General features: G+C 65.7%; 20 protein-coding genes. All 20 read right to left on the bottom strand.

Annotated features, from left to right (window positions below):
* Positions 1-38: 38 nt before the first annotated feature.
* The 20 genes from I8N54_RS06420 to I8N54_RS06320 all read right to left on the bottom strand — a co-directional run bounded on the left by I8N54_RS06420 (position 39) and on the right by I8N54_RS06320 (position 18,892).
* Complete coding sequence (locus I8N54_RS06420) at positions 39-1,712, bottom strand: ribonuclease J (RefSeq protein ID WP_140193350.1); 1,674 nt, start codon at positions 1,710-1,712, stop codon at positions 39-41.
* Positions 1,709-2,482, bottom strand: a complete 774-nt coding sequence (locus I8N54_RS06415) for a type III pantothenate kinase (RefSeq protein WP_140193351.1) — start codon at positions 2,480-2,482, stop codon at positions 1,709-1,711. Before I8N54_RS06415 ends, I8N54_RS06420 begins: the two co-directional genes overlap by 4 nt.
* 15 nt (positions 2,483-2,497) lie before the next feature.
* A complete protein-coding gene (locus tag I8N54_RS06410; RefSeq protein ID WP_140193352.1) occupies positions 2,498-3,253 on the bottom strand; it encodes a biotin--[acetyl-CoA-carboxylase] ligase in 756 nt (251 codons plus the stop codon).
* Positions 3,243-4,679 carry an NADH-quinone oxidoreductase subunit NuoN gene (gene nuoN, locus I8N54_RS06405; protein WP_140193353.1) on the bottom strand — a complete coding sequence of 479 codons (1,437 nt, stop codon included), beginning with the start codon at positions 4,677-4,679 and terminating at the stop codon, positions 3,243-3,245. The genes I8N54_RS06410 and nuoN overlap by 11 nt, the downstream gene beginning before the upstream one ends.
* A gap of 12 nt (positions 4,680-4,691) precedes the next feature.
* Positions 4,692-6,266, bottom strand: a complete 1,575-nt coding sequence (locus I8N54_RS06400; protein WP_140193354.1) for an NADH-quinone oxidoreductase subunit M — start codon at positions 6,264-6,266, stop codon at positions 4,692-4,694.
* A complete protein-coding gene (nuoL, locus tag I8N54_RS06390) occupies positions 6,266-8,734 on the bottom strand; it encodes an NADH-quinone oxidoreductase subunit L (protein WP_231592452.1) in 2,469 nt (822 codons plus the stop codon). Before nuoL ends, I8N54_RS06400 begins: the two co-directional genes overlap by 1 nt.
* Positions 8,735-8,738: 4 nt before the next feature.
* Entirely contained in the window at positions 8,739-9,044 is a 306-nt protein-coding gene (gene nuoK, locus I8N54_RS06385) for an NADH-quinone oxidoreductase subunit NuoK (protein ID WP_140193355.1), read from the bottom strand.
* Between the two features lie 71 nt (positions 9,045-9,115).
* Complete coding sequence (locus tag I8N54_RS06380; RefSeq protein ID WP_197097484.1) at positions 9,116-9,265, bottom strand: hypothetical protein; 150 nt, start codon at positions 9,263-9,265, stop codon at positions 9,116-9,118.
* Complete coding sequence (locus tag I8N54_RS06375; RefSeq protein ID WP_140193356.1) at positions 9,262-9,708, bottom strand: hypothetical protein; 447 nt, start codon at positions 9,706-9,708, stop codon at positions 9,262-9,264. Before I8N54_RS06375 ends, I8N54_RS06380 begins: the two co-directional genes overlap by 4 nt.
* Entirely contained in the window at positions 9,708-10,319 is a 612-nt protein-coding gene (locus tag I8N54_RS06370) for an NADH-quinone oxidoreductase subunit J (protein WP_140193357.1), read from the bottom strand. Before I8N54_RS06370 ends, I8N54_RS06375 begins: the two co-directional genes overlap by 1 nt.
* Positions 10,316-10,723 carry a carboxymuconolactone decarboxylase family protein gene (locus I8N54_RS06365; RefSeq protein WP_140193358.1) on the bottom strand — a complete coding sequence of 136 codons (408 nt, stop codon included), beginning with the start codon at positions 10,721-10,723 and terminating at the stop codon, positions 10,316-10,318. The genes I8N54_RS06370 and I8N54_RS06365 overlap by 4 nt, the downstream gene beginning before the upstream one ends.
* A gap of 70 nt (positions 10,724-10,793) precedes the next feature.
* Positions 10,794-11,288, bottom strand: a complete 495-nt coding sequence (gene nuoI, locus I8N54_RS06360; protein ID WP_140193359.1) for an NADH-quinone oxidoreductase subunit NuoI — start codon at positions 11,286-11,288, stop codon at positions 10,794-10,796.
* A 37-nt stretch (positions 11,289-11,325) separates the two neighbouring features.
* The gene (gene nuoH, locus I8N54_RS06355; protein ID WP_140193360.1) at positions 11,326-12,366 is read right to left on the bottom strand and encodes an NADH-quinone oxidoreductase subunit NuoH; all 1,041 of its coding nucleotides are present in this window, start codon (positions 12,364-12,366) and stop codon (positions 11,326-11,328) included.
* A gap of 13 nt (positions 12,367-12,379) precedes the next feature.
* Positions 12,380-12,775, bottom strand: a complete 396-nt coding sequence (locus I8N54_RS06350; RefSeq protein ID WP_140193361.1) for a hypothetical protein — start codon at positions 12,773-12,775, stop codon at positions 12,380-12,382.
* A 4-nt stretch (positions 12,776-12,779) separates the two neighbouring features.
* Positions 12,780-14,804, bottom strand: a complete 2,025-nt coding sequence (gene nuoG / locus I8N54_RS06345) for an NADH-quinone oxidoreductase subunit NuoG (protein ID WP_140193362.1) — start codon at positions 14,802-14,804, stop codon at positions 12,780-12,782.
* 239 nt (positions 14,805-15,043) lie between these two features.
* Positions 15,044-15,454 carry a DUF5333 domain-containing protein gene (locus tag I8N54_RS06340; RefSeq protein ID WP_140193363.1) on the bottom strand — a complete coding sequence of 137 codons (411 nt, stop codon included), beginning with the start codon at positions 15,452-15,454 and terminating at the stop codon, positions 15,044-15,046.
* Positions 15,455-15,711: 257 nt separating this feature from the next.
* Complete coding sequence (locus I8N54_RS06335) at positions 15,712-16,188, bottom strand: DUF3291 domain-containing protein (protein WP_140193364.1); 477 nt, start codon at positions 16,186-16,188, stop codon at positions 15,712-15,714.
* Between the two features lie 15 nt (positions 16,189-16,203).
* On the bottom strand, positions 16,204-16,626 hold the full coding sequence (locus I8N54_RS06330; protein WP_140193365.1) for an MAPEG family protein: 423 nt from the start codon (positions 16,624-16,626) through the stop codon (positions 16,204-16,206).
* A 68-nt stretch (positions 16,627-16,694) separates the two neighbouring features.
* Positions 16,695-17,033, bottom strand: a complete 339-nt coding sequence (locus I8N54_RS06325; RefSeq protein WP_140193366.1) for a hypothetical protein — start codon at positions 17,031-17,033, stop codon at positions 16,695-16,697.
* 53 nt (positions 17,034-17,086) lie between these two features.
* Positions 17,087-18,892, bottom strand: a complete 1,806-nt coding sequence (locus I8N54_RS06320; RefSeq protein ID WP_140193367.1) for a glycoside hydrolase family 15 protein — start codon at positions 18,890-18,892, stop codon at positions 17,087-17,089.

The following is an 18,892-nucleotide window of genomic DNA, read 5'->3' as shown; positions in this document are numbered from 1 at the left end:
CCCCGCCCGGTCGACGCGCGCCAGCGCGGCGAACCGGCTCAGGCGAGCCGGCTGATGACGACCGTGACTTCCGGCTTCTTGCCGATCTCGCCCTGCGCGGTGCGGCGGGTGATGGTCCGCAGCTCCTTCTCCAGCGCATCGTCGTCCGCCAGCGTCTTCTTGCCGGCCCGCATCAGGTACTGGTTCAGGTCCTCTTCCAGAACCTCGACGAGCGAGGCGCGGGATACGCCGGTCTCGGCCAGCCCCATGATCTCGCACCACGGCTCGCCAAGCGGCTCGCCTTCCTCGTCGATGATGAGCGTCACGGTCACGTGGCCGTTCAGCGCCATGCGGATCCGGTCGCGGACGATCCCATCGAGCGCACCGACCTGCACCGACCCGTCGAGGTAGGTGCGCCCAGTCTCGATGAACTCGGCCACCCGGGGGGCGTTGCCGGTGAGGTCGACCATCGTGCCGTTCACCGCGAGGATGCTCTGCAATCCGCCCTCTTCGCCAAGCTTGGTATGTTCGCGCAGGTGGCGGTGCTCACCATGCATGGGCACGAGGATTTGCGGCCGGATGATCTGGTGCATCTTCTGCAAGTCCGGCCGGTTGGCGTGGCCCGAGACGTGGTAGCGGCCCGAGCTGTCGTCGATGACCTCCACCCCCTTCTCGGAGAGCTGGTTCATGATCCGGATCACGCCCCGCTCATTGCCGGGAATGGTCTTGGAGGAGAACAGGAACGTGTCCCCCTCCTTCAGCTCGATTCCGTTGTACTTGCCCTGCGCCAGCTGCGCGGAGGCCGCGCGCCGCTCGCCCTGGCTGCCGGTGACCAGCAGCATGACGTTCTCGCGCGGGATCTGCACCGCATCCTCGGGCGCGATGGTCGAGGGGAAGTCGGTGAGGATCCCCGTCTCGACCGCCGCCTCGACCATACGCCGCATGGCGCGGCCGAGCAGGCAGATCGACCGGCCCGCGCGCTGCGCGGCCTCGGCCAGCGTCTTCAGCCGGGCGACGTTGGAGGCGAAGGTCGTCGCGACGACCATGCCGCTCGCGCTCGACATCAGCTGCTCGATCTCGGGGCCGATGGACAGCTCCGACCGGCCCTCGTGCGGCGAGAAGACGTTGGTGCTGTCGCAGACCAGCGCCTTCACCCCCCCCTTGGCGATCTCGCCCCACATGACGGGGTCGAAGGGCTCGCCGATCACCGGCGTCGGGTCGGTCTTGAAGTCGCCGGAATGGACGACGCGCCCGGCGGGCGTGTCGATCACCAGACCCGCGCTTTCGGGGATCGAGTGCGAGATCGGCGCGAAGCCGACCTTGAACGGCCCCGCCTCGATCATCTCGGGCCAGGCAGAGGCGGTCGTGACCGCCTGCGGCTCGACCACGCCGTATTCCTCGAGCTTGCGCCGCGCGAGGTTGGCAGTGAAGGCCCGCGCGTGAACGGGAATGCCGCCGAGCCGACTTTGCAGGTGGCCGACCGCTCCGATGTGATCCTCGTGCGCGTGGGTGATGAAGATGCCCTCGATCCGGTCCTTGCGCTCTTCGAGCCAGGTGATGTCGGGCATGATGAGATCGACGCCGGGCGTGCCGTCCATGTCGGGGAAGGTCACGCCGAGGTCGACGACGATGAGACGCTCCTTGTCCTGCGGCCCGTAGCCGTAGACGTAGGCGTTCATGCCGATCTCCCCCGCGCCTCCGAGGGGGAGGTAGATCAGTCTGTCTCCGCTCATGTATTTTCCTTATTGTAGCGGTGGATGACGAGCAGACCGTGCATGGTCAGGTCATCCTCGATCGTGTCGAACAGCACATCGCCGGATGAGAACAGCGGCGCAAGGCCCCCGGTGCCGATGATGCGCATGGATTTGTCGTATTCGCCCTTGATGCGCTCGCAGATCCCCCGGACGAGGCCGATGTAGCCCCAGAAGATCCCCGATTGCATGCAGGCGACGGTGTTGGTGCCGATCACCGCCTGCGGGCGGGTCACGTCGACATGCGGCAGCGCCGCGGCGTTCTGGTGCAGCGCCTCGAGCGAGGTGTTCACGCCGGGCGCGATGACCCCGCCGACATAGGCCCCGTCCTCGGCCACCACGTCGAAGGTGGTGGCGGTGCCGAAGTCCACAACGATCAGATCGCCGCCGTGCCGGTCGTAGGCACCGGCGGAATTGACCAGACGGTCGGGCCCGACCTGCGTGCCGCCGTCGACCCTTGGCTGGGTCGGCAGCAGGCAATCAGGCCGCCCGACCACTATGGGCCGGGTTCCGAAATAGCGGTCGGCGAAGACGCGCAGGTTGAAGACGACGCGAGGCACGGTGGAGGAGATGATGACATCGGTAATGTCGGTCTCCAGCCCGTTGTGCCGCAGCAAGGTGGAGAACCAGACGAAATACTGGTCCGCCGTGCGCTGATGTTCGGTCGAGGTTCTCAGCGTGACAACGAAGGACTCGCCGTCCCAGACGGAGAACACGGTGTTGGTGTTGCCACAATCTATGCAGAGCAGCATGGGCAGGCCACCTCCCTAGAAATAGACGTCAGCTGCCGGGATGACCCTCGGTCCTTCGGTCGTGGCGAGCACGAGGTTACCCTCCTCGTCGACCGTCTCGAACACGCCCCGATACTCGGCCGTGCCGGTGCGGGCGGTGATGACTTCGCCGACACGGGTCGCCCGCTGAAGCCATTCCTCGCGGACGCGGGCAAAGCCGAGCCGCTCGAGGATGCTCTCCTGCGTGGCGAAGTTGGTGGCAAGCACGGTCAGGAACTCTTCCGGCGTGACCGACTGACCACCCTGCCCGACGAGGCTGACGGGCTTGGCCGACATCTCCTGATCGGTAGGCGGCGCTTCGGCGAGGTTCACGCCGATGCCGACAGTCAGCCAGTCGACGAAAGGACCGGCGCCCGAGGACTCAAGCAGGATCCCGGCGACCTTGCCCTCGTTCAGCAGCACGTCGTTCGGCCACTTGAGCGCCAGCGCATCCCGGTTGGTGTAGATCGCCAGCGTTTCGAACAGGGCATTGGCGGCCATGAAGGACCGTCGCGCGGCCTCGGCCGGGGAGCAGGCGGGATTGTAGAGCAGCGTCGCGAATAGGTTGCCCTCTCCTCCGCTCCACGCACGCCCCCGCCGGCCGTGGCCGGCGGTCTGGCGATGCGCGAGGATCCAGGTCGGACCTTCGAGGCCGGTGGCGCGACGCCGCGCTTCGGCCATGGTGCTGTCGGTCTCGTCCAGCGTGACGAGCGCGTAGCCCTCGGGCCAGACGGAGCCCTCGTCAGTTGACAAGCGTTTCAGCCGCCGCAGCCGCCAGCGGCTCGATCCCGAAGAGGTTGATGACACCGAAGGTCATGACGAAGGCGGAGGCCACGAGGAACACCCAGAGCACCGGGTTCATCGCACCGTCGAGCGCCTCGCGCTCTTCGCCGAAGTACATGTAATAAACGATCCGCAGGTAGTAGAACGCCGCGATGACCGAGGCGATCACGCCAGCCACGGCAAGCCAGGCGAGCCCGCCGTCGTAGGCAGCGCGCAGCACGTAGAACTTGCCGAAGAAGCCGACGAGCGGCGGCACACCGGCGAGGCTGAACATCAGGATCAGCAGCGCGATGGATTTCAGCGGTTCCTTGGCCGAATACATCTGCAGCGCATCGATGTCGGTGACCGGCGTGCCGTCCTTCTCCATGGAAAGGATGAAGGCGAAGGTGCCGACGTTCATCGCCACGTAGATCACCATGTAGACCAGCATCGCCTGCACACCGAAGGCCGTGCCCGCGGCGAGGCCCATCAGCGCGAAGCCCATGTGGGTGATCGAGGAATAGGCCATCAGGCGCTTGATGTTCTTCTGACCGATCGCCGCGACGGCGCCGACGAACATCGACACGACCGACAGGAAAGCGATGATCTGCTGCCAGTCGCCGACGATGCCGCCGAAGGCGTCATGGACGACCCGGGCGAACAGCGCCATGGCGGCCATCTTGGGCGCCGTGGCAAAGAAGGCGGTGACCGGCGTAGGGGAGCCCTCGTAGACGTCCGGCGTCCACATATGGAACGGTGCGGCAGAGACCTTGAAGGCGAAGCCAGAGGCAAGGAACACGAGGCCGAACAGCAGCCCGAGCGAGGCGCCACCTTCGGCGGATTCGACGATGCCGCTGAACAGCGTGGTCCCGGCGAAGCCGTAGGTCAGCGATGCCCCGTAGAGCAGCAGGCCGGACGACAGCGCGCCCAGCACGAAGTACTTCAGGCCCGCTTCGGTCGACTTCACCGAGTCGCGGCGCAGCGAGGCCACGACGTAGAGCGCGAGCGACTGAAGCTCGAGGCCCATGTAGAGCACGATCAGGTCGCCGGCGGAGACCATGACCATCATGCCCACCGACGCCAGTGTCACGAGCATCGGATACTCGAACCGCAGCAGGCCGCGACGCGCCATGTAATGCTGGCTCATCACCAGCACCGACGCGGCGGACAGCAGGATCACGACCTTCGAGAAGCGCGCGAAACTGTCATCGTTGAAGGAGTCATGGAACGCGGTGCGCGTTTCATCCGGACCGTAGCCGATCCAGAGCGCGATTGCGACGAAGACCGCGGCCGTTGCCCAGGTAAGCGGGCCGGCAAGCTCGTCCTTGCTGGTGTAGACCGCGAGGACCAGACCGATCATCGCGTAGATCGACAGCAGGATCTCGGGGAGGATGACCTGTAGATCGGCAGAGATCATGTCCGCTCTCTCCTAGTGGCTCTCGGCCGCGTCAGCGACCTGTGTCTCGGAGGAAAAGTCCGCCTGTGCGGTCTCCACCTGTGACACGAGGGTCTCGACGCTCGGCCCGATGATGTCGGTGACGAGGCTCGGGTAGACGCCGAGCAGGATGGTCATGACCACCAGCGGCGCGAAGATCGCACGCTCGCGGCCGGTCATGTCGGTCATGGACTTCAGGCTCTCCTTGATCAGGTCGCCCATGACGACCCGGCGGTAGAGGAACAGCGCGTAGCCCGCCGACAGGATCACGCCCGTGGTCGCGATCAGTGCGACCCAGGTGTTGACCTGGAAGACGCCCATCAGGGTGAGGAATTCGCCGATGAAGCCGGAAGTGCCGGGCAGACCGACGTTGGCCATGGTGAACAGCAGGAAGATCAGCGCGTAGGCCGGCATCCGGTTCACGAGGCCGCCGTAGGCGTCGATCTCGCGGGTGTGCATCCGGTCGTAGATCACGCCGACGCAGAGGAACAGCGCGCCGGAAACGAAGCCGTGGCTCAGCATCTGGAAGATCGCCCCGTCGATGCCCTGCTGGTTCACCGCGAAGATGCCCATCGTGACGTAGCCCATGTGGGCGACCGACGAGTAGGCGATCAGCTTCTTCATGTCCTCCTGCACCAGCGCGACGAGCGAGGTGTAGACGATCGCGATCGCCGACAGCCACAACACGAGCGGAGCCATCACCTCGGTCCCGATCGGGAACATCGGCAGGCTGAAGCGCAGGAAGCCATAACCCCCCATCTTCAGGAGGATCGCCGCAAGGACGACCGAACCGGCGGTCGGTGCCTGCACGTGCGCGTCCGGCAGCCAGGTGTGAACCGGCCACATCGGCATCTTAACCGCGAACGAGGCGAAGAAGGCGAGCCACATCAGCGTCTGCAGGCCGCCGATGATCTGGAAGCCGAACAGCGACACCGTCTCCGACGAGAACTGATAGTCGAGCAGACCGACGATCTCGCCGCCGCAAGCCCCGATACAGGTGGTGCCGGCCTGGGTGTACATCGCGACCATCGCGACCAGCATCAGCACGGACCCGAGGAACGTGTAGAGGAAGAACTTGAAGGACGCGTAAATGCGGTTCTTGCCACCCCAGATGCCGATGATGAGGAACATCGGGATCAGGCCGCCTTCGAAGAACAGGTAGAACAGGATCAGGTCGAGCGCGCAGAACACGCCGAGCATCAGCGTCTCGAGCACGAGGAACGCGATCATGTATTCCTTGACCCGGTGCGTCACCTCCCAGCAGGCCGCGATGACGAGCGGCATGAGGAACGTTGTGAGCATGACGAACAGCACGGAGATGCCGTCGACGCCCATCCGGTAGTTCATGCCCAGCAGCCACTCCCGGTCCTCGACGAACTGGAAGTCGGTGTTGGACGGGTCGAACCCGATCAGCACGAACAGCGAGATGACGAAGGTCGCGACCGTGGTGGCGAGCGCCACCCACTTGGCGTTGCCCTGTGCCGCCTTGTCGTCGCCGCGCAGGAAGACCGCGAGGATCAGCGCGCCGAGCAGCGGAAAGAACGTGATGAGGGAAAGGAGGTTGCCCATTATTCCGCTCCTCCGCCGAGCGTCATCCAGGTGAGAAGGATGGCGATGCCGATAACCATGAAGAAGGCGTAGGTGAAGACGTAGCCCGACTGTGCCCGCCCGGCGATCCGGGTGAAGAAGGGCACGATCCCCATGGCGACGCCGTTGATGCCGCCGTCGATGACGGTCCCGTCACCGCGCTTCCACAATGTCCGTCCGACCCACATGGCGGGGCGGATGAAGATGAAGTTGTAGATCTCGTCGAAGTACCACTTGTTCAGCAGGAACTGGTAGAGCGGCTGCTGCTGCTCGGCCAGTTTCGCCGGAAGCTCGGGGCGACGGATGTACATCTGGAAGGCCAGCAGGAAGCCGATCAGCATCGCGACGAAGGGAGAGACCTTGACCCAGACCGGCGCGTGGTGCGCCTCGTCCATGACGTGGTTCTCTTCGCCGATGTAGATCGCCCCCTCGCCCGGCATGACGCCCGTCAGGTGGATCTCTTCGGAGCCATGCTCCTCAGCGCTCTCCGACGCGGCGGCCTCGGCCCCCTCTTCGGCACCCTCGCCTTCGGCAGCGGCTTCTGCGGTCGCTTCGCCCTCGGCAGCAGCCTCGGCACCGTCGCCCTCGGTCGCGGCCTCGCCGGGCTCGACCTCGACAGCCGCGAGCTCGGATTCGTCGACCTCGACAGCCGCCAGTTCGGACTCATCGACCTCGGTCGCAGCCTCCTCGGTGGCGTCGCCTTCGGCGGCGGCCTCTTCGGTCGCGTCGCCCTCGGCGGCAGGTTCACCTTCGGCGGCGGCTTCCTCGGTGGCGTCGCCTTCACCGGCGGTGTCCTCAGCCGCTTCGCCCTCGGCGGAAGCTTCCTCGGTCGCTTCGCCCTCGGCGGACGCCTCTTCTGTCTCTTCCCCTTCGGCGGCGGCGTGGTCTTCGCCACCTTCTTCGTCGTGGGAAGCCTCGGCGTGGGCCGGGATACCGAAGAAGCGGTTCACGCGATCATGGTCGCCGAAGAACGGGCCGTACCAGATCATGCCGGCGAAGACGGCCCCGAAGGCCAGCACGCCGAGCGGGATCAACATGACCGTCGGGCTTTCATGCGCGTGGTCGTGGGTGTGCTTGTCGCCGCGCGGCTTGCCCCAGAAGGTGAGGAACATCAGCCGCCACGAGTAGAAGGAGGTAAACGCGGCAGCGATCACCAGCGACCAGAAGGCGAAGGACGTGCCGCCGGCCCAGGCGCTCTCGATCACGGCGTCCTTCGACAGGAAGCCGGCGAAACCGATGTGGGTCAGCGGAATGCCGACGCCGGTGATGGCCAGCGTGCCGATCAGCATCGCCCAGAAGGTCATCGGCAGCTTCTTGCGAAGCCCACCGTAGTTCCGCATGTCCTGCTCGTGGTGCATCCCGTGGATGACCGAGCCAGCGCCAAGGAACAGCATCGCCTTGAAGAAGGCGTGCGTGAACAGGTGGAACATCGCGACCGAATAGACCCCTGCCCCGGCAGCGACGAACATGTAGCCGAGCTGCGAACAGGTGGAGTAGGCGATCACGCGCTTGATGTCGTTCTGCACAAGTCCGACCGTCGCCGCGAAGAAGGCGGTCGAGGCGCCGATGAAGACGATGAAGCTCTTGGCGTGCGGGGCGAATTCCATCAGCGGCGACATGCGGCAGACGAGGAAGACGCCCGCCGTGACCATGGTCGCGGCGTGGATCAGCGCCGACACCGGAGTCGGGCCTTCCATGGCGTCCGGCAGCCACGTGTGCAGGAACAGCTGCGCCGACTTGCCCATCGCGCCAATGAACAGCAGCACACAGATCAGCTCGATCGCGTTCACGCTTTCCCAGAGGAAGGTGATGTTCGTCGTCGCAAGCTCGGGCGCGGCGGCGAAGATATCGTCGAAGCGCACCGAATCCACGAGGAAGAAGAGCCCGAAGATGCCGAGCGCGAAGCCGAAGTCGCCGACCCGGTTGACCACGAAGGCCTTCATGGCGGCAGCGTTCGCCGACGGTTTCTTGTAGTAGAAGCCGATCAGCAGATACGACGCCAGGCCCACGCCTTCCCAGCCGAAGAACATCTGGATCAGGTTGTCCGCCGTCACGAGCATCAGCATCGCGAAGGTGAAGAACGACAGGTAGGCAAAGAAGCGGGCCTTGTAGTGCTCGCCTTCCTTGAAGTTCTCGTCATGGGCCATGTAGCCGAACGAGTAGAGGTGCACGAGCGCCGACACCGTCGTGATGACGATCAGCATGATCGCCGTCAGCCGGTCGAGCCGGATCGACCAGCTCGTGTCGAGGCTGCCGGACTGGATCCAGCGCATGATCTCGATCTGCTGGGTCGTGCCGTCGTGGCCGAAGAAGATGATCCAGCTGAAGAAGCAGGACATGAACAGCAGGCCAGTGGTGATCCACTGGGCACCGCGCTCCGAGGTGACGCGCCACCCGAAGCCGGCGATGAGACTGCCGATCAGCGGCGAGAAAAGGACGATCTGCTCCATGACGTCAGCCTTTCATCATGTTGACGTCTTCGACGTCGATCGTGCCGCGATTGCGGAAGAAACAGACGAGGATGGCGAGGCCGATGGCGGCCTCCGCCGCGGCGACCGTCAGCACGAACAGGGTGAAGACCTGTCCCACGAGATCGCCGAGGAAACTGGAGAATGCGACGAGGTTGATGTTCACCGCCAGCAGCATGAGCTCGATGCTCATCAGCAGGATGATGATGTTCTTCCGGTTGAGGAACAGACCGAAGATGCCGATCACGAAAAGCGCCGCGGCGACCGTCAGGTAATGTTCTATTCCGATCATGCTGTCCCCCGGGTCTTTTGCCCGCCGATTATCCGTTTCGCTGTCCGTGCGCCACCGCTTTTCCGGCCGCGTCAGACTACCTTCTTTGCCAGCGCCCGGGCTCGCCGGAGGCGCCACATTCTCAGCACGGCCCAGCCGGCCGCGACCTTCACGGCCCAGAGCGCCGCAAATCCCGCCAACCCCACGTGACCGAGCACGGCCATCGCGTGGTCGGCGATCATCCGAGCTCCTCCCACGGGGTCTTCTCTCCGACCGCGTCGGGATAGAAGACCGAACAACCGCAGGTCTCGGTCGTGGATTGCCGGACCTGCGCGGGCGCGCCGGCGCGGGTGTATCCGTCCGCCAGCACCTGCGCGGGCACCAGTTCCTCGTTCGCCATCGCATCTTCCATGATGCCGATGACCATTTCGGCCGACGGGCGATTGCCCTGGTCGTTCTCCGGCATGGCGACGACGATGTGCCCGCCGCTCTCGCAATGGGCGAAGTCCACGACCCCGTCCGGGATCCCGTCGATGGCGCCGGGCAGGAATTCCTGCGCAACCATCCCGTCTCCGAGATCGACCGGCGCGAGCGTCAACGCCTGCTCGCCTTCGGTGAGGAGACATTGCTCCCCCTGGGCGAGCGCGAGTCCGGGTGCGAGGATGAGGGCGAGGGCCAGACGCATCAGGAGAGCCCCTGCCCCGACTTGACGTCCTTCAGCTCCATCGACTTCGCCGGATCGCGGTAGATCTGGGCGAGGATGTCCTGCCGCTTGACGTCCTTGCGGTGCCGCAGCGTCAGGACGATCGCCCCGATCATCGCGACCAGCAGGATCAGGCCGGCAAGCTGGAACAGCAGGAAGTAGCGATCGTAGAGCAGCAGGCCGAGGCCGGTGGTGTTCTGGATGCCGCCCTCGACCGGGGCGGCGAGACGGGTCTCGGCACCTTCGCCGAACTCCCAGACGCCGAACGCCATGGCGAGCTGCATCAGGATGACGAGGCCGATCAGCAGCGCGAGCGGCATGTAGCGCGCCATTTCCGCCTTCAGCGCGGCGAAGTCGATGTCGAGCATCATCACCACGAAGAGGAACAGCACCGCGACCGCGCCGACATAGACGATGATGAGCAGCATCGCGACGAATTCCGCACCGAGCAGGACGAACAGCCCCGCCGACGACAGGAACGCCAGGATCAGCCAGAGCACCGAGTGGACCGGGTTGCGGCTCACCACGGTGAAGAGACCGCCGGTGATCGTCGTCACGGCAAAGACGTAGAAGGCGAATGCGGCTGGCGTCATGTCTCGTCGTCCTCTGCTTCCTCCATGACCGACGTGGCGAGTTCCATCGCCCGGGTCATGGCCGGAACGCCGCCGAAGACCGCCGCCGTGGCGATCGTCTCGGCGATTTCCTGTTTCGTGGCCCCCGCTTCCCGCGCGTGGCGGACGGTGAGCCTGATCTGCGAGTCGGCCTGGGCCCCGGTGATGGTCAGGCCGGTCAGCGTGAGGAGCAGCCGCGTCTTCGCGTCCAGCCCCTCGGGGTTGTAGGTCCGCCCCATGAAGGTCTCGAGAAGGTCCTTGGGCATCGTCGGCCACATCTTCTCGAACCCCTGGGGGGTGAAGTTCTCCATCGCCGGGTTGAGCGCCTTCGCCCAGTCCTGCCCGGCTTTCATCATCGCCTCGAACGGGTTGCTGCCCTGCGTCATCGGGCCCCTCCCGCCGAGACTTTCCGAGAAGTCCCGGCAAAAGTCGTGGAAGACCTTTGCACCGTGTCGTTCATCGGTAGGGCGCGTCCATCTCGAGGTTGCGGGCGATCTCGGCTTCCCAGCGGTCGCCGTTCGCCAGCAGTTTTTCCTTGTCGTACATCAGCTCTTCGCGGGACTCGGTCGAGAACTCGAAATTCGGCCCCTCGACGATCGCGTCCACCGGGCAGGCTTCCTGGCAGAAGCCGCAATAGATGCACTTCGTCATGTCGATGTCGTAGCGCGTCGTGCGGCGGCTGCCGTCGTCGCGCGGCTCGGCGTCGATCGTGATGGCCTGCGCCGGGCAGATCGCCTCGCACAGCTTGCAGGCGATGCAGCGTTCCTCGCCCGACGGGTAGCGGCGCAGCGCGTGCTCCCCCCGGAAGCGGGGCGACAGCGGCCCGCGCTCGTGCGGGTAGTTCACGGTCGGCTTGGGCGCGAAGAAGTACTTGAAGCCCAGCTTGAAGCCTTTGAGGAAGTCCGCGAGCAGGAAGTACTTCGCGGCGCGGGTGTAATCGATCTGTGTCATCGGGTGCCTCCGGTGAGGGACATGCAAGGCATTCGGATCACCCTCCCACCGCGTAGCGGGCCCAGAAGCCGCCGAGGATCTCGAACTTGGCGAGGAAGGACACGAGCACGACCCAGGCCAGCGACATCGGCAGGAAGACCTTCCAGCCGAGACGCATGAGCTGGTCGTAGCGGTAGCGGGGCGTGATGGCCTTCACCATGGCGAACATGAAGAAGACCAGCAGCATCTTGATCGCCATCCAGAGGAACCCGTCGGGCAGGCCCGGGATCGGCGACAGCCAGCCGCCGAAGAACAGGACGGAGACGAGGCCGCACATCAGGAAGACGGTCATCAGTTCGCCGATCATGAAGAGCAGGAACGGCGTGGAGCTGTATTCGACCTGGTAGCCGGCGACGAGTTCGGACTCGGCCTCGGGCAGGTCGAAGGGCGGGCGGTTGGTCTCGGCCAGAGCCGAGATGAAGAACAGGAACAGCATCGGCAGGTGCGGTAGCCAGTACCAGTTCAGCAACCCGAAGGAGCCGTCCTGCGCGCGCACGATCTCCGACAGGTTCAGCGACCCGGTCGAAATGATCACGCCGATGATGATGAGGCCGATCGAGACTTCGTAGGAAATCATCTGTGCGGCGGAGCGCAGCGAGCCGAGGAACGGGTATTTCGAGTTTGAGGCCCAGCCCCCCATGATCACGCCGTAGACCTCGAGAGAGGAGATCGCGAAGATATAGAGGATCGCGACGTTCAGGTCGGCGAGGACCCAGCCGTCGGAGAACGGGATCACGGCCCAGGCGATGACCGGCAGTACGAAGGCGATCATCGGGGCAAGGAAGAACACCACCTTGTCGGCCCCGGCGGGAACGACGATCTCCTTCACGACGTACTTCAAAAGGTCGGCGAAGCTCTGCAGCAGGCCCCAGGGACCGACGACGTTCGGCCCGCGGCGGATCTGCACGGCGGCCCAGACCTTTCGGTCGGCATACATCAGGAAGGCCAGCGTCACGAAGACGGGCACGATCACCAGAAGACACTGACCAAGGGTCAGCAGGATGATCCCGAGGTTCGTTTGCGTGAAGAACTCGATCATCTCGTCCCTTTCCTCAGACCGTGGGAACGCCGGTGTTGGCGCAATCGGCCACGGTCACCTCGGCATCAATCGTCCGCAGGCCCTCGGGCAGGGCCGGCGAGATGGTGTAAACAGCATCCGCGCGCCAGATTCCACCCTCTTCGGCGACGTTCGTGCGGACATGTCGCGCGAAGCCGTAACCCCGGATCAGCGTGTATTGCGCAGCGGCGCATTCGGCGTAGCGGGTCACGTCCTCGGCCCCCTCCGCGCGATCCATCCGGACGCGGAAGTTGACGAGGTCGTTGTCGAGCAGCAACGTCTCGACCCCGTCATAGCTCGGCACGAACTCGTCGCGCGCGACGAGCTCGTCCGAAGCGGGAGCGCAGGCGGTCAGGGCTAGCACGGGAAGCGCCGAAAAAGGCCGTCGCAATCGCTCACTCCGCCGCCAGCGGCGCCTCGGTCCGCGCCTTCGCGTTGGCCGAGAGCTCTGCCATCAGCGAGGAGGCACGGGCGATGGGGTTGGACAGGTAGAAGTCGCGCACCGCGATCTCGAAATCGCCGTCCCCGTCGGGGTCGGTCACGTCGAGCGGCGTCCAGCCGTTGTCGGCCACGTCGTCGAGCGCGCCGAGATGCGGCACCTCCTCGATCAGCGCCTGCCGGAGCTGCGCCAGCGAGTCGTAGGGCAGCTGCTGGCCCGCCTCTGCGGAGAGCGCGCGCAGAACGGCCCAGTTCTCTTTCGCCTCGCCCGGTGCAAAGCCGGCGCGCAGCGCGAGCTGCGGACGGCCCTCGGTGTTCACGAACAGGCCCGATTCCTCGGTGTAGGCGGCGGACGGCAGGATGACGTCGGCACGATGCGCGCCCCGGTCGCCGTGGCTGCCCTGGTAGATCACGAAGGGCCCCTCGCCGATCTCGATCTCGTCGGCGCCGAGAGAGTAGACCACGTCGGCCCCGTCGAGCGCGGCGTCGATGCCACCCTCTGTCACGGCACCGATGTCCATCGCACCGACCCGGCTCGCGGCGCTGTGCAGCACGAGGAACTTCGACTCGGCCGCGCCAGCGGCCTTCATCGCCTGGCTCAGCACCGCTTCGCCGTCAGCGCCGATCAGGGCGCCCTGCCCGATCACCATGACACCGGCGGTGCCGTGCTTGTCGGAGTGATCCATACCGGCGAGGTCGACCAGCGCCTTGCGCCCGCCACCGATGCGGCTGACGTCGTAAGTCAGGTCGGCATCGGGGCCGATCGCGGCGACCTTCGCCCCACGCAGCCACGCCTTGCGGATGCGGGCGTTCAGGACAGGCGCCTCGTCACGCGGGTTGGTGCCGATCAGCATGACCATCTCAGCGGTGTCGAGGTCCTCGATCGCCGCGTTGCCGACATAGGCGGAGCGGTTGCCCGCGGGCAGCTTGGAGCCGTCGGTGCGGCATTCGACCGTGCCGCCGAGCGAAGTGACGAGGCCCTTCAGAGCGTAGGCGGATTCCACGGACGCGAGGTCACCGACCAGGCCGGCCACTTTCTTCGCGCCCTTCATGGCGTCCGCGGCCTTGGCCAGCGCCTCGGGCCAGGTGGCCGGGCGTAGCTTGCCGTTCTCGCGGATGTAGGGCTTGTCGAGCCGCTGGCGGCGCAGGCCGTCCCAGACGAAGCGCGTCTTGTCGGAGATCCACTCCTCGTTCACGCCGTCATGGTTGCGCGGCAGGATGCGCATCACTTCGCGGCCCTTGGTGTCGACCCGGATGTTGGAGCCGAGCGCGTCCATGACGTCGATCGTCTCGGTCTTGGTCAGCTCCCAAGGGCGGGCGGTGAAGGCATAGGGCTTGGAGACAAGCGCACCGACCGGGCAGAGGTCGATGATGTTGCCCTGCATGTTCGAATCCAGCGTCTCGTTGAGGTAGCTGGTGATCTCGGCGTCTTCGCCACGACCGGTCTGGCCCATCTTGTGGATGCCGGCGACCTCGGTCGTGAAGCGGACGCAGCGCGTGCAGGAGATGCAGCGCGTCATGTGCGTCTCGACGAGCGGGCCGAGGTTGAGGTCCTCGGTCGCGCGCTTCGGCTCGCGGTAGCGGGAGAAGTCGACGCCGTAGGCCATCGCCTGATCCTGCAGATCGCATTCGCCGCCCTGGTCGCAGATCGGGCAATCGAGCGGGTGGTTGATGAGCAGGAACTCCATCACCCCCTCGCGGGCCTTCTTCACCATCGGGCTGTTGGTCTTCACGACCGGCGGCTCACCGTCCTTGCCGGGGCGGAGGTCCTTGACCTGCATCGCGCAGGAGGCAGCGGGCTTCGGCGGTCCGCCGACGACCTCGACGAGACACATGCGGCAGTTGCCGGCGATGGAGAGGCGTTCGTGATAGCAGAAGCGCGGAACCTCGATACCGGCCTGCTCGCAGGCCTGGATCAGGGTCATGGCTCCCGGGACCTCGATCTCGTTTCCGTCGATGACGACTTTGCGCAGGTCGGACATGGGCTCACCCTTCGGTGCTTGCTGTCGCGGCTCACCGGGACCACCCGGGCAGCCGCTTTTTCCAGCTACCTATCCCGGCTTGCCGAACGATGCCAGACCACAGGACGCCCCGACACGTGGAAAAATCGACGCGGATCCAGAGGTTATGCCCTACTATTTCTGTAAGGTATATCCCTTGCCCGCCCCACATGAAAAGGGCCGGACAAGTGTCCGGCCCCGTTGAACTGTTCCCGTTCCGCTCAGCGCAGAAGCTGGCCGACGGCGCTTCCGCTCTGCATTTCCTGCTGCCCGACGGCGCAGTATGTGTCCGCCTGCCCAGATACGGCCCCCCGGGAGGACAGTCGCTGGCGCGCTTCGGATTCCAGCCGGGCCTTCTCGCCACGGTCGTCGATGAAGGCGTCGATCTCGTCGTTGGAATAGCCGGCCTGGCGTGCGGTGCCGCGCAATTGTTCGAGATAGGCGAGCCCCCGGATCATGCGCGGCGAGAGCGAGTCGCAATTGTCGCTGATCTCGAGCGCCATGCCGGTGGCGATCAGCCCCTCGCGGATCGCGGGGATCTGGCCGATCGGATGGTCGGCGCGACCTTGTCCGGCCAGTGCGCCTGCAAGCACCATGGGGACGGTCAGGATGAAGAGTGCTCGGCGGGTCATTATTGTCACCTCGTTGGGCATTCGTGTTGGCCCACACATCGGACAGACAGGCGCGGCTATTCAATAGCCGGCCCGTGCAGAGCAATGACAATGGCGAGAGGCCGCCACCACGCCGGTAACGCGCACCGCCTTTTTGCCGATGGCATATCCGTGATAAATCAGTGGCTTGGCCCGCCGACCGTTTCAGTCGGTTTCAAACCTGCCCCAAGGTGAGCTTTACCCCGCCCAAAGGCACGGCACGGCGGGAACGGCGCGGATCACTCCGCCGCGCACATCCGTTGCTGGTAGAGCTTCGCCTGCTCCAGCCACGACCAGCCGAACGCCTCGTCGCTGTCGCCGTGACGCCGCCGATGCTCCAGCCGCTCCAGCGCCTCGTCGAGCGTCGGGCGGTGTCCTTCCTCGACCCACCACATCACGAAATGCTGTTCGCCAAGCACTTCGAACCACTCCGTCCGGCGCTCGTAGAAGCGGCGGTGAACCGTGTTCCAGACGAACTCCTCCAGGGTCTCGACCGATTCCCATACGGTGAGGTTGGAGACGTACTGCGGATCGCCGCCGATCTTGGCATCGGTATTGCCGGTGCCGGGCTCGCCCGACCCTTCCATCATCCAGACGAACCCGGGCATCCGCTTGCCGATCGTGTTGACCTTGTCGAGCGCGTTCATGAAATCCGCGACGCGCGGGTCATCGGTCGGAGCGACGAGGCGCCCCACGTTCAGTTCGGCGAGATGCATGGAAAGGTGTCCTTACTATAGTGCAGCGAAGACGGTCAGGATCAGCAGGAGGAAGGTGCAGAGACTGTGACCGACGATGAGGTTGGTGCGCAGGCCCGAATAGCCCTGCCCCATCCCCCGGATGTAGACGAAGACCGCCGCGATCCGCAGGGCGAGGCTGATCCAGACCAGAAGCCCGACCATGACGGGCGACACGCCGGCGAGGATCGCGGCGAAGACGATCGGCGCGAAGTAGGCCAGCATCTCGACCGTGCTGAGGTAGCTCCGGTCGAGCCGGTAGTCCGCACTGGCATAATCGGGATCCGGCGTCGCACCGGGCGCGAGCCCGGCCTTGCCCTTGCGGACGGCCGACATCGGCCCGAGCACCTGACCGATCAGCGCGTAGAGCGCGATGCCGACCAGCGACAGCCCGTAGGCGGCGAAATATTCTTCGACCATGCCGGCCCCTCCGTCGATCCCTCGCGCCGGATGCTGCGCCGGTCGGACGATTTGGGCAAGACCTTACGTCAGCCGGGCGGCAACATGCAGGTGAAGGTCACGACGAGGCGGTCCCCCTCGATGCGCGGCGACTCGCCCTCGACATAGCCCTCATCGCAAGTCGCGACCTGATCGGCGACCGCGTAATACTCGTCGAGCGTCGGGACCGGACCGCCGGGTCGGCGCAACTCGACCGTGACGGGAATCGCCATGCGCTGCGCGGTGATGTGGGTGCCGTCGACGCCGTAGATGCGTTCTTCCATCATCTCGGGCGCCCCGTCGGAACGGTACATGCGCATCGGCAGGCCTTCGGCACCGGCAAGCACGGGAACGATCGCCGCGACAAGGGCGGGCAGAATGATCTTCATGGGAAATTCCTTTCGAGAAACTCCCTAGATGGTGCCCGCCCCCGCCGCGCCGGTCAATCGCGCGACTCCTGCCGGTCCAGCGCCCGGTTCAGCCAGAACGCCGCGGAGATCAGCGACATGTGCGTCAGCGCCTGCGGGAAGTTCCCGAGCTGCTCGCCCGATGGCCCCGTCTCCTCGGCGAACAGGCCGAGAGGGTTGGCGAAGGCCGTCAGCTTGTCGAACAGGAATCGCGCCTGCTCGAGGTCCCCGGACCGGCCCACGGCTTCCACGAACCAGAACGAACACATGTTGAACGTGCCTTCGATCCCGTCGAGCCCGTCCGGCGCGCGGTCGGCGGAGTAGCGATAGACCAGCACGTCGGAAGTCAGCCGCTCCGACAGCTTGGTCAGCGTCGACAGCCAGCGCGGATCGGTCGGCCCGATGAAGCGCACCAGCGGCATCATCAGGCAGGCGGCATCCATCGCGTCTCCGTGGCGGGACTGGGTGAAGGCACCCATCTCCTCGTTCCAGAAGTTCTCGTGGATGTCCTCGTGGATCGCGTCGCGCGCGGCCTGCCAGCGCCCCTCCGGCGCGGGGAGGCTGCGCTTGCGCGCCAGCCGCAGTGCCCGGTCGATCGCGACCCAGCACATCAGCCGCGAATGAAGATGGTGGCGGGGTTCGCCCCGGATCTCCCAGATCCCCTCGTCCGGCTCGTTCCAGTTGTCGGACACCCAGTCCACCGTGCGCCGCACGCCGACCCACGCGTCACGGGACAGCGTGTCGCCATGCTTGTCGGCAAGGTAGATCGCATCCATCAGCCCGCCGTAGACATCGAGCTGCCGCTGCCCCCGCGCGTCGTTGCCGATCCGGACCGGGACCGAGTCGTCGTAGCCCGACAGGTGATCGAGGGTCACTTCCTTCGGCGCGTCCTCACCGCTCAGGCGGAACATGACGTTGAGCCGCCCCTCGTCCGAATCGAGCGCCCGGTCGCCAAGCCACCGCAGGAAGCTGTCCGCCTCCTCCGTGTAGCCAAGCCGCAGAAAGGCATAGCAGGAGAACGCCGCATCCCGGAGCCAGACATAGCGGTAATCCCAGTTCCGCTCGCCCCCCGGCGTCTCGGGAAGGCCAAAGGTCGGCGCGGCGATCATCGCGCCGGTGCGCCGGCAGGTCAGCAGCTTCAGCGTGATCGCGGAGCGTTGCACGAGGTCGCGCCAGCGGCCCCGGTAGGTCGACCGCTTCGTCCAGCCGCGCCAGAAATCCGCCGTTGCCTTGAATTGCTCCGACACCCAGTGGTCGCGATTGTCGACCTCCACGTCCGGCGACTCGAGCGAGAACCAAGCCGTCTGGTCCGGCTCCAGCGTGAACCGCGCCACCACGCGGTCGCCCTCCACCGACAGTGGTACGTTGGAGCGCAGCCGCACCCGCGTGCCATCGGCGCCGTCGGACGACAGGATCACGCCGTCCTCGGTCTCTTCGATGACCGTCCCCGCGCGCCCGTAGTCGAAGCCCGGACGGCAGCTCATCACGAACCGCGTCTCGCCCCGGATCCCCTTGGCCCGGCGGATCAGCCGGGGCGTGTCGTCGTCGCTCATCGGCATGAAGTCGGAGACTTCGGCCACCGCGTGCGGCGACAGGAACCGGGTGAACAGGATCGCCGTTTCGGTAAGGTAGATCTGCCGGCCCGGACCGTCGTGCTCGGGGCGCAGTTCGAACGACCCGCCCGCTTCGCCAAGGACCGATGCGAACAGGCTCGGGCTGTCGAATTTCGGCCAGCACATGAAATCGACGCAGCCGTCCCGCGCGACGAGCGCGGCGGTGCCGCAATCGCCGATCAGGCCGTGGTCTTCGATATCGGGGTTGAAGTGGGCTTTCTCGGTCAT

Origin of the sequence: Pelagovum pacificum (assembly GCF_016134045.1) — a bacterium.
GTDB classification, from domain to species: Bacteria; Pseudomonadota; Alphaproteobacteria; order Rhodobacterales; family Rhodobacteraceae; genus Oceanicola; species Oceanicola pacificus_A.
This window is presented reverse-complemented; position numbering and strand designations above follow the sequence as displayed.

Coding starts and splice junctions, on each gene's coding strand:
- I8N54_RS06365 (WP_140193358.1), bottom strand. CDS start 10,723: ATGACGCAGGGCAGCAACCCGTTCGAGGCGATGATGAAAGCCGGGCAG.
- nuoI (WP_140193359.1), bottom strand. CDS start 11,288: ATGACACAGATCGATTACACCCGCGCCGCGAAGTACTTCCTGCTCGCG.
- I8N54_RS06320 (WP_140193367.1), bottom strand. CDS start 18,892: ATGACCGAGAAAGCCCACTTCAACCCCGATATCGAAGACCACGGCCTG.
- I8N54_RS06380 (WP_197097484.1), bottom strand. CDS start 9,265: ATGATCGCCGACCACGCGATGGCCGTGCTCGGTCACGTGGGGTTGGCG.
- I8N54_RS06375 (WP_140193356.1), bottom strand. CDS start 9,708: ATGCGTCTGGCCCTCGCCCTCATCCTCGCACCCGGACTCGCGCTCGCC.
- I8N54_RS06325 (WP_140193366.1), bottom strand. CDS start 17,033: ATGAAGATCATTCTGCCCGCCCTTGTCGCGGCGATCGTTCCCGTGCTT.
- nuoG (WP_140193362.1), bottom strand. CDS start 14,804: ATGTCCGACCTGCGCAAAGTCGTCATCGACGGAAACGAGATCGAGGTC.
- I8N54_RS06370 (WP_140193357.1), bottom strand. CDS start 10,319: ATGACGCCAGCCGCATTCGCCTTCTACGTCTTTGCCGTGACGACGATC.
- I8N54_RS06330 (WP_140193365.1), bottom strand. CDS start 16,626: ATGGTCGAAGAATATTTCGCCGCCTACGGGCTGTCGCTGGTCGGCATC.
- nuoN (WP_140193353.1), bottom strand. CDS start 4,679: ATGATCTCTGCCGATCTACAGGTCATCCTCCCCGAGATCCTGCTGTCG.
- I8N54_RS06400 (WP_140193354.1), bottom strand. CDS start 6,266: ATGGGCAACCTCCTTTCCCTCATCACGTTCTTTCCGCTGCTCGGCGCG.
- nuoK (WP_140193355.1), bottom strand. CDS start 9,044: ATGATCGGAATAGAACATTACCTGACGGTCGCCGCGGCGCTTTTCGTG.
- nuoH (WP_140193360.1), bottom strand. CDS start 12,366: ATGATCGAGTTCTTCACGCAAACGAACCTCGGGATCATCCTGCTGACC.
- I8N54_RS06420 (WP_140193350.1), bottom strand. CDS start 1,712: ATGAGCGGAGACAGACTGATCTACCTCCCCCTCGGAGGCGCGGGGGAG.
- I8N54_RS06335 (WP_140193364.1), bottom strand. CDS start 16,188: ATGCATCTCGCCGAACTGAACGTGGGGCGCCTCGTCGCTCCGACCGAT.
- I8N54_RS06340 (WP_140193363.1), bottom strand. CDS start 15,454: ATGACCCGCCGAGCACTCTTCATCCTGACCGTCCCCATGGTGCTTGCA.
- I8N54_RS06415 (WP_140193351.1), bottom strand. CDS start 2,482: ATGCTGCTCTGCATAGATTGTGGCAACACCAACACCGTGTTCTCCGTC.
- nuoL (WP_231592452.1), bottom strand. CDS start 8,734: ATGGAGCAGATCGTCCTTTTCTCGCCGCTGATCGGCAGTCTCATCGCC.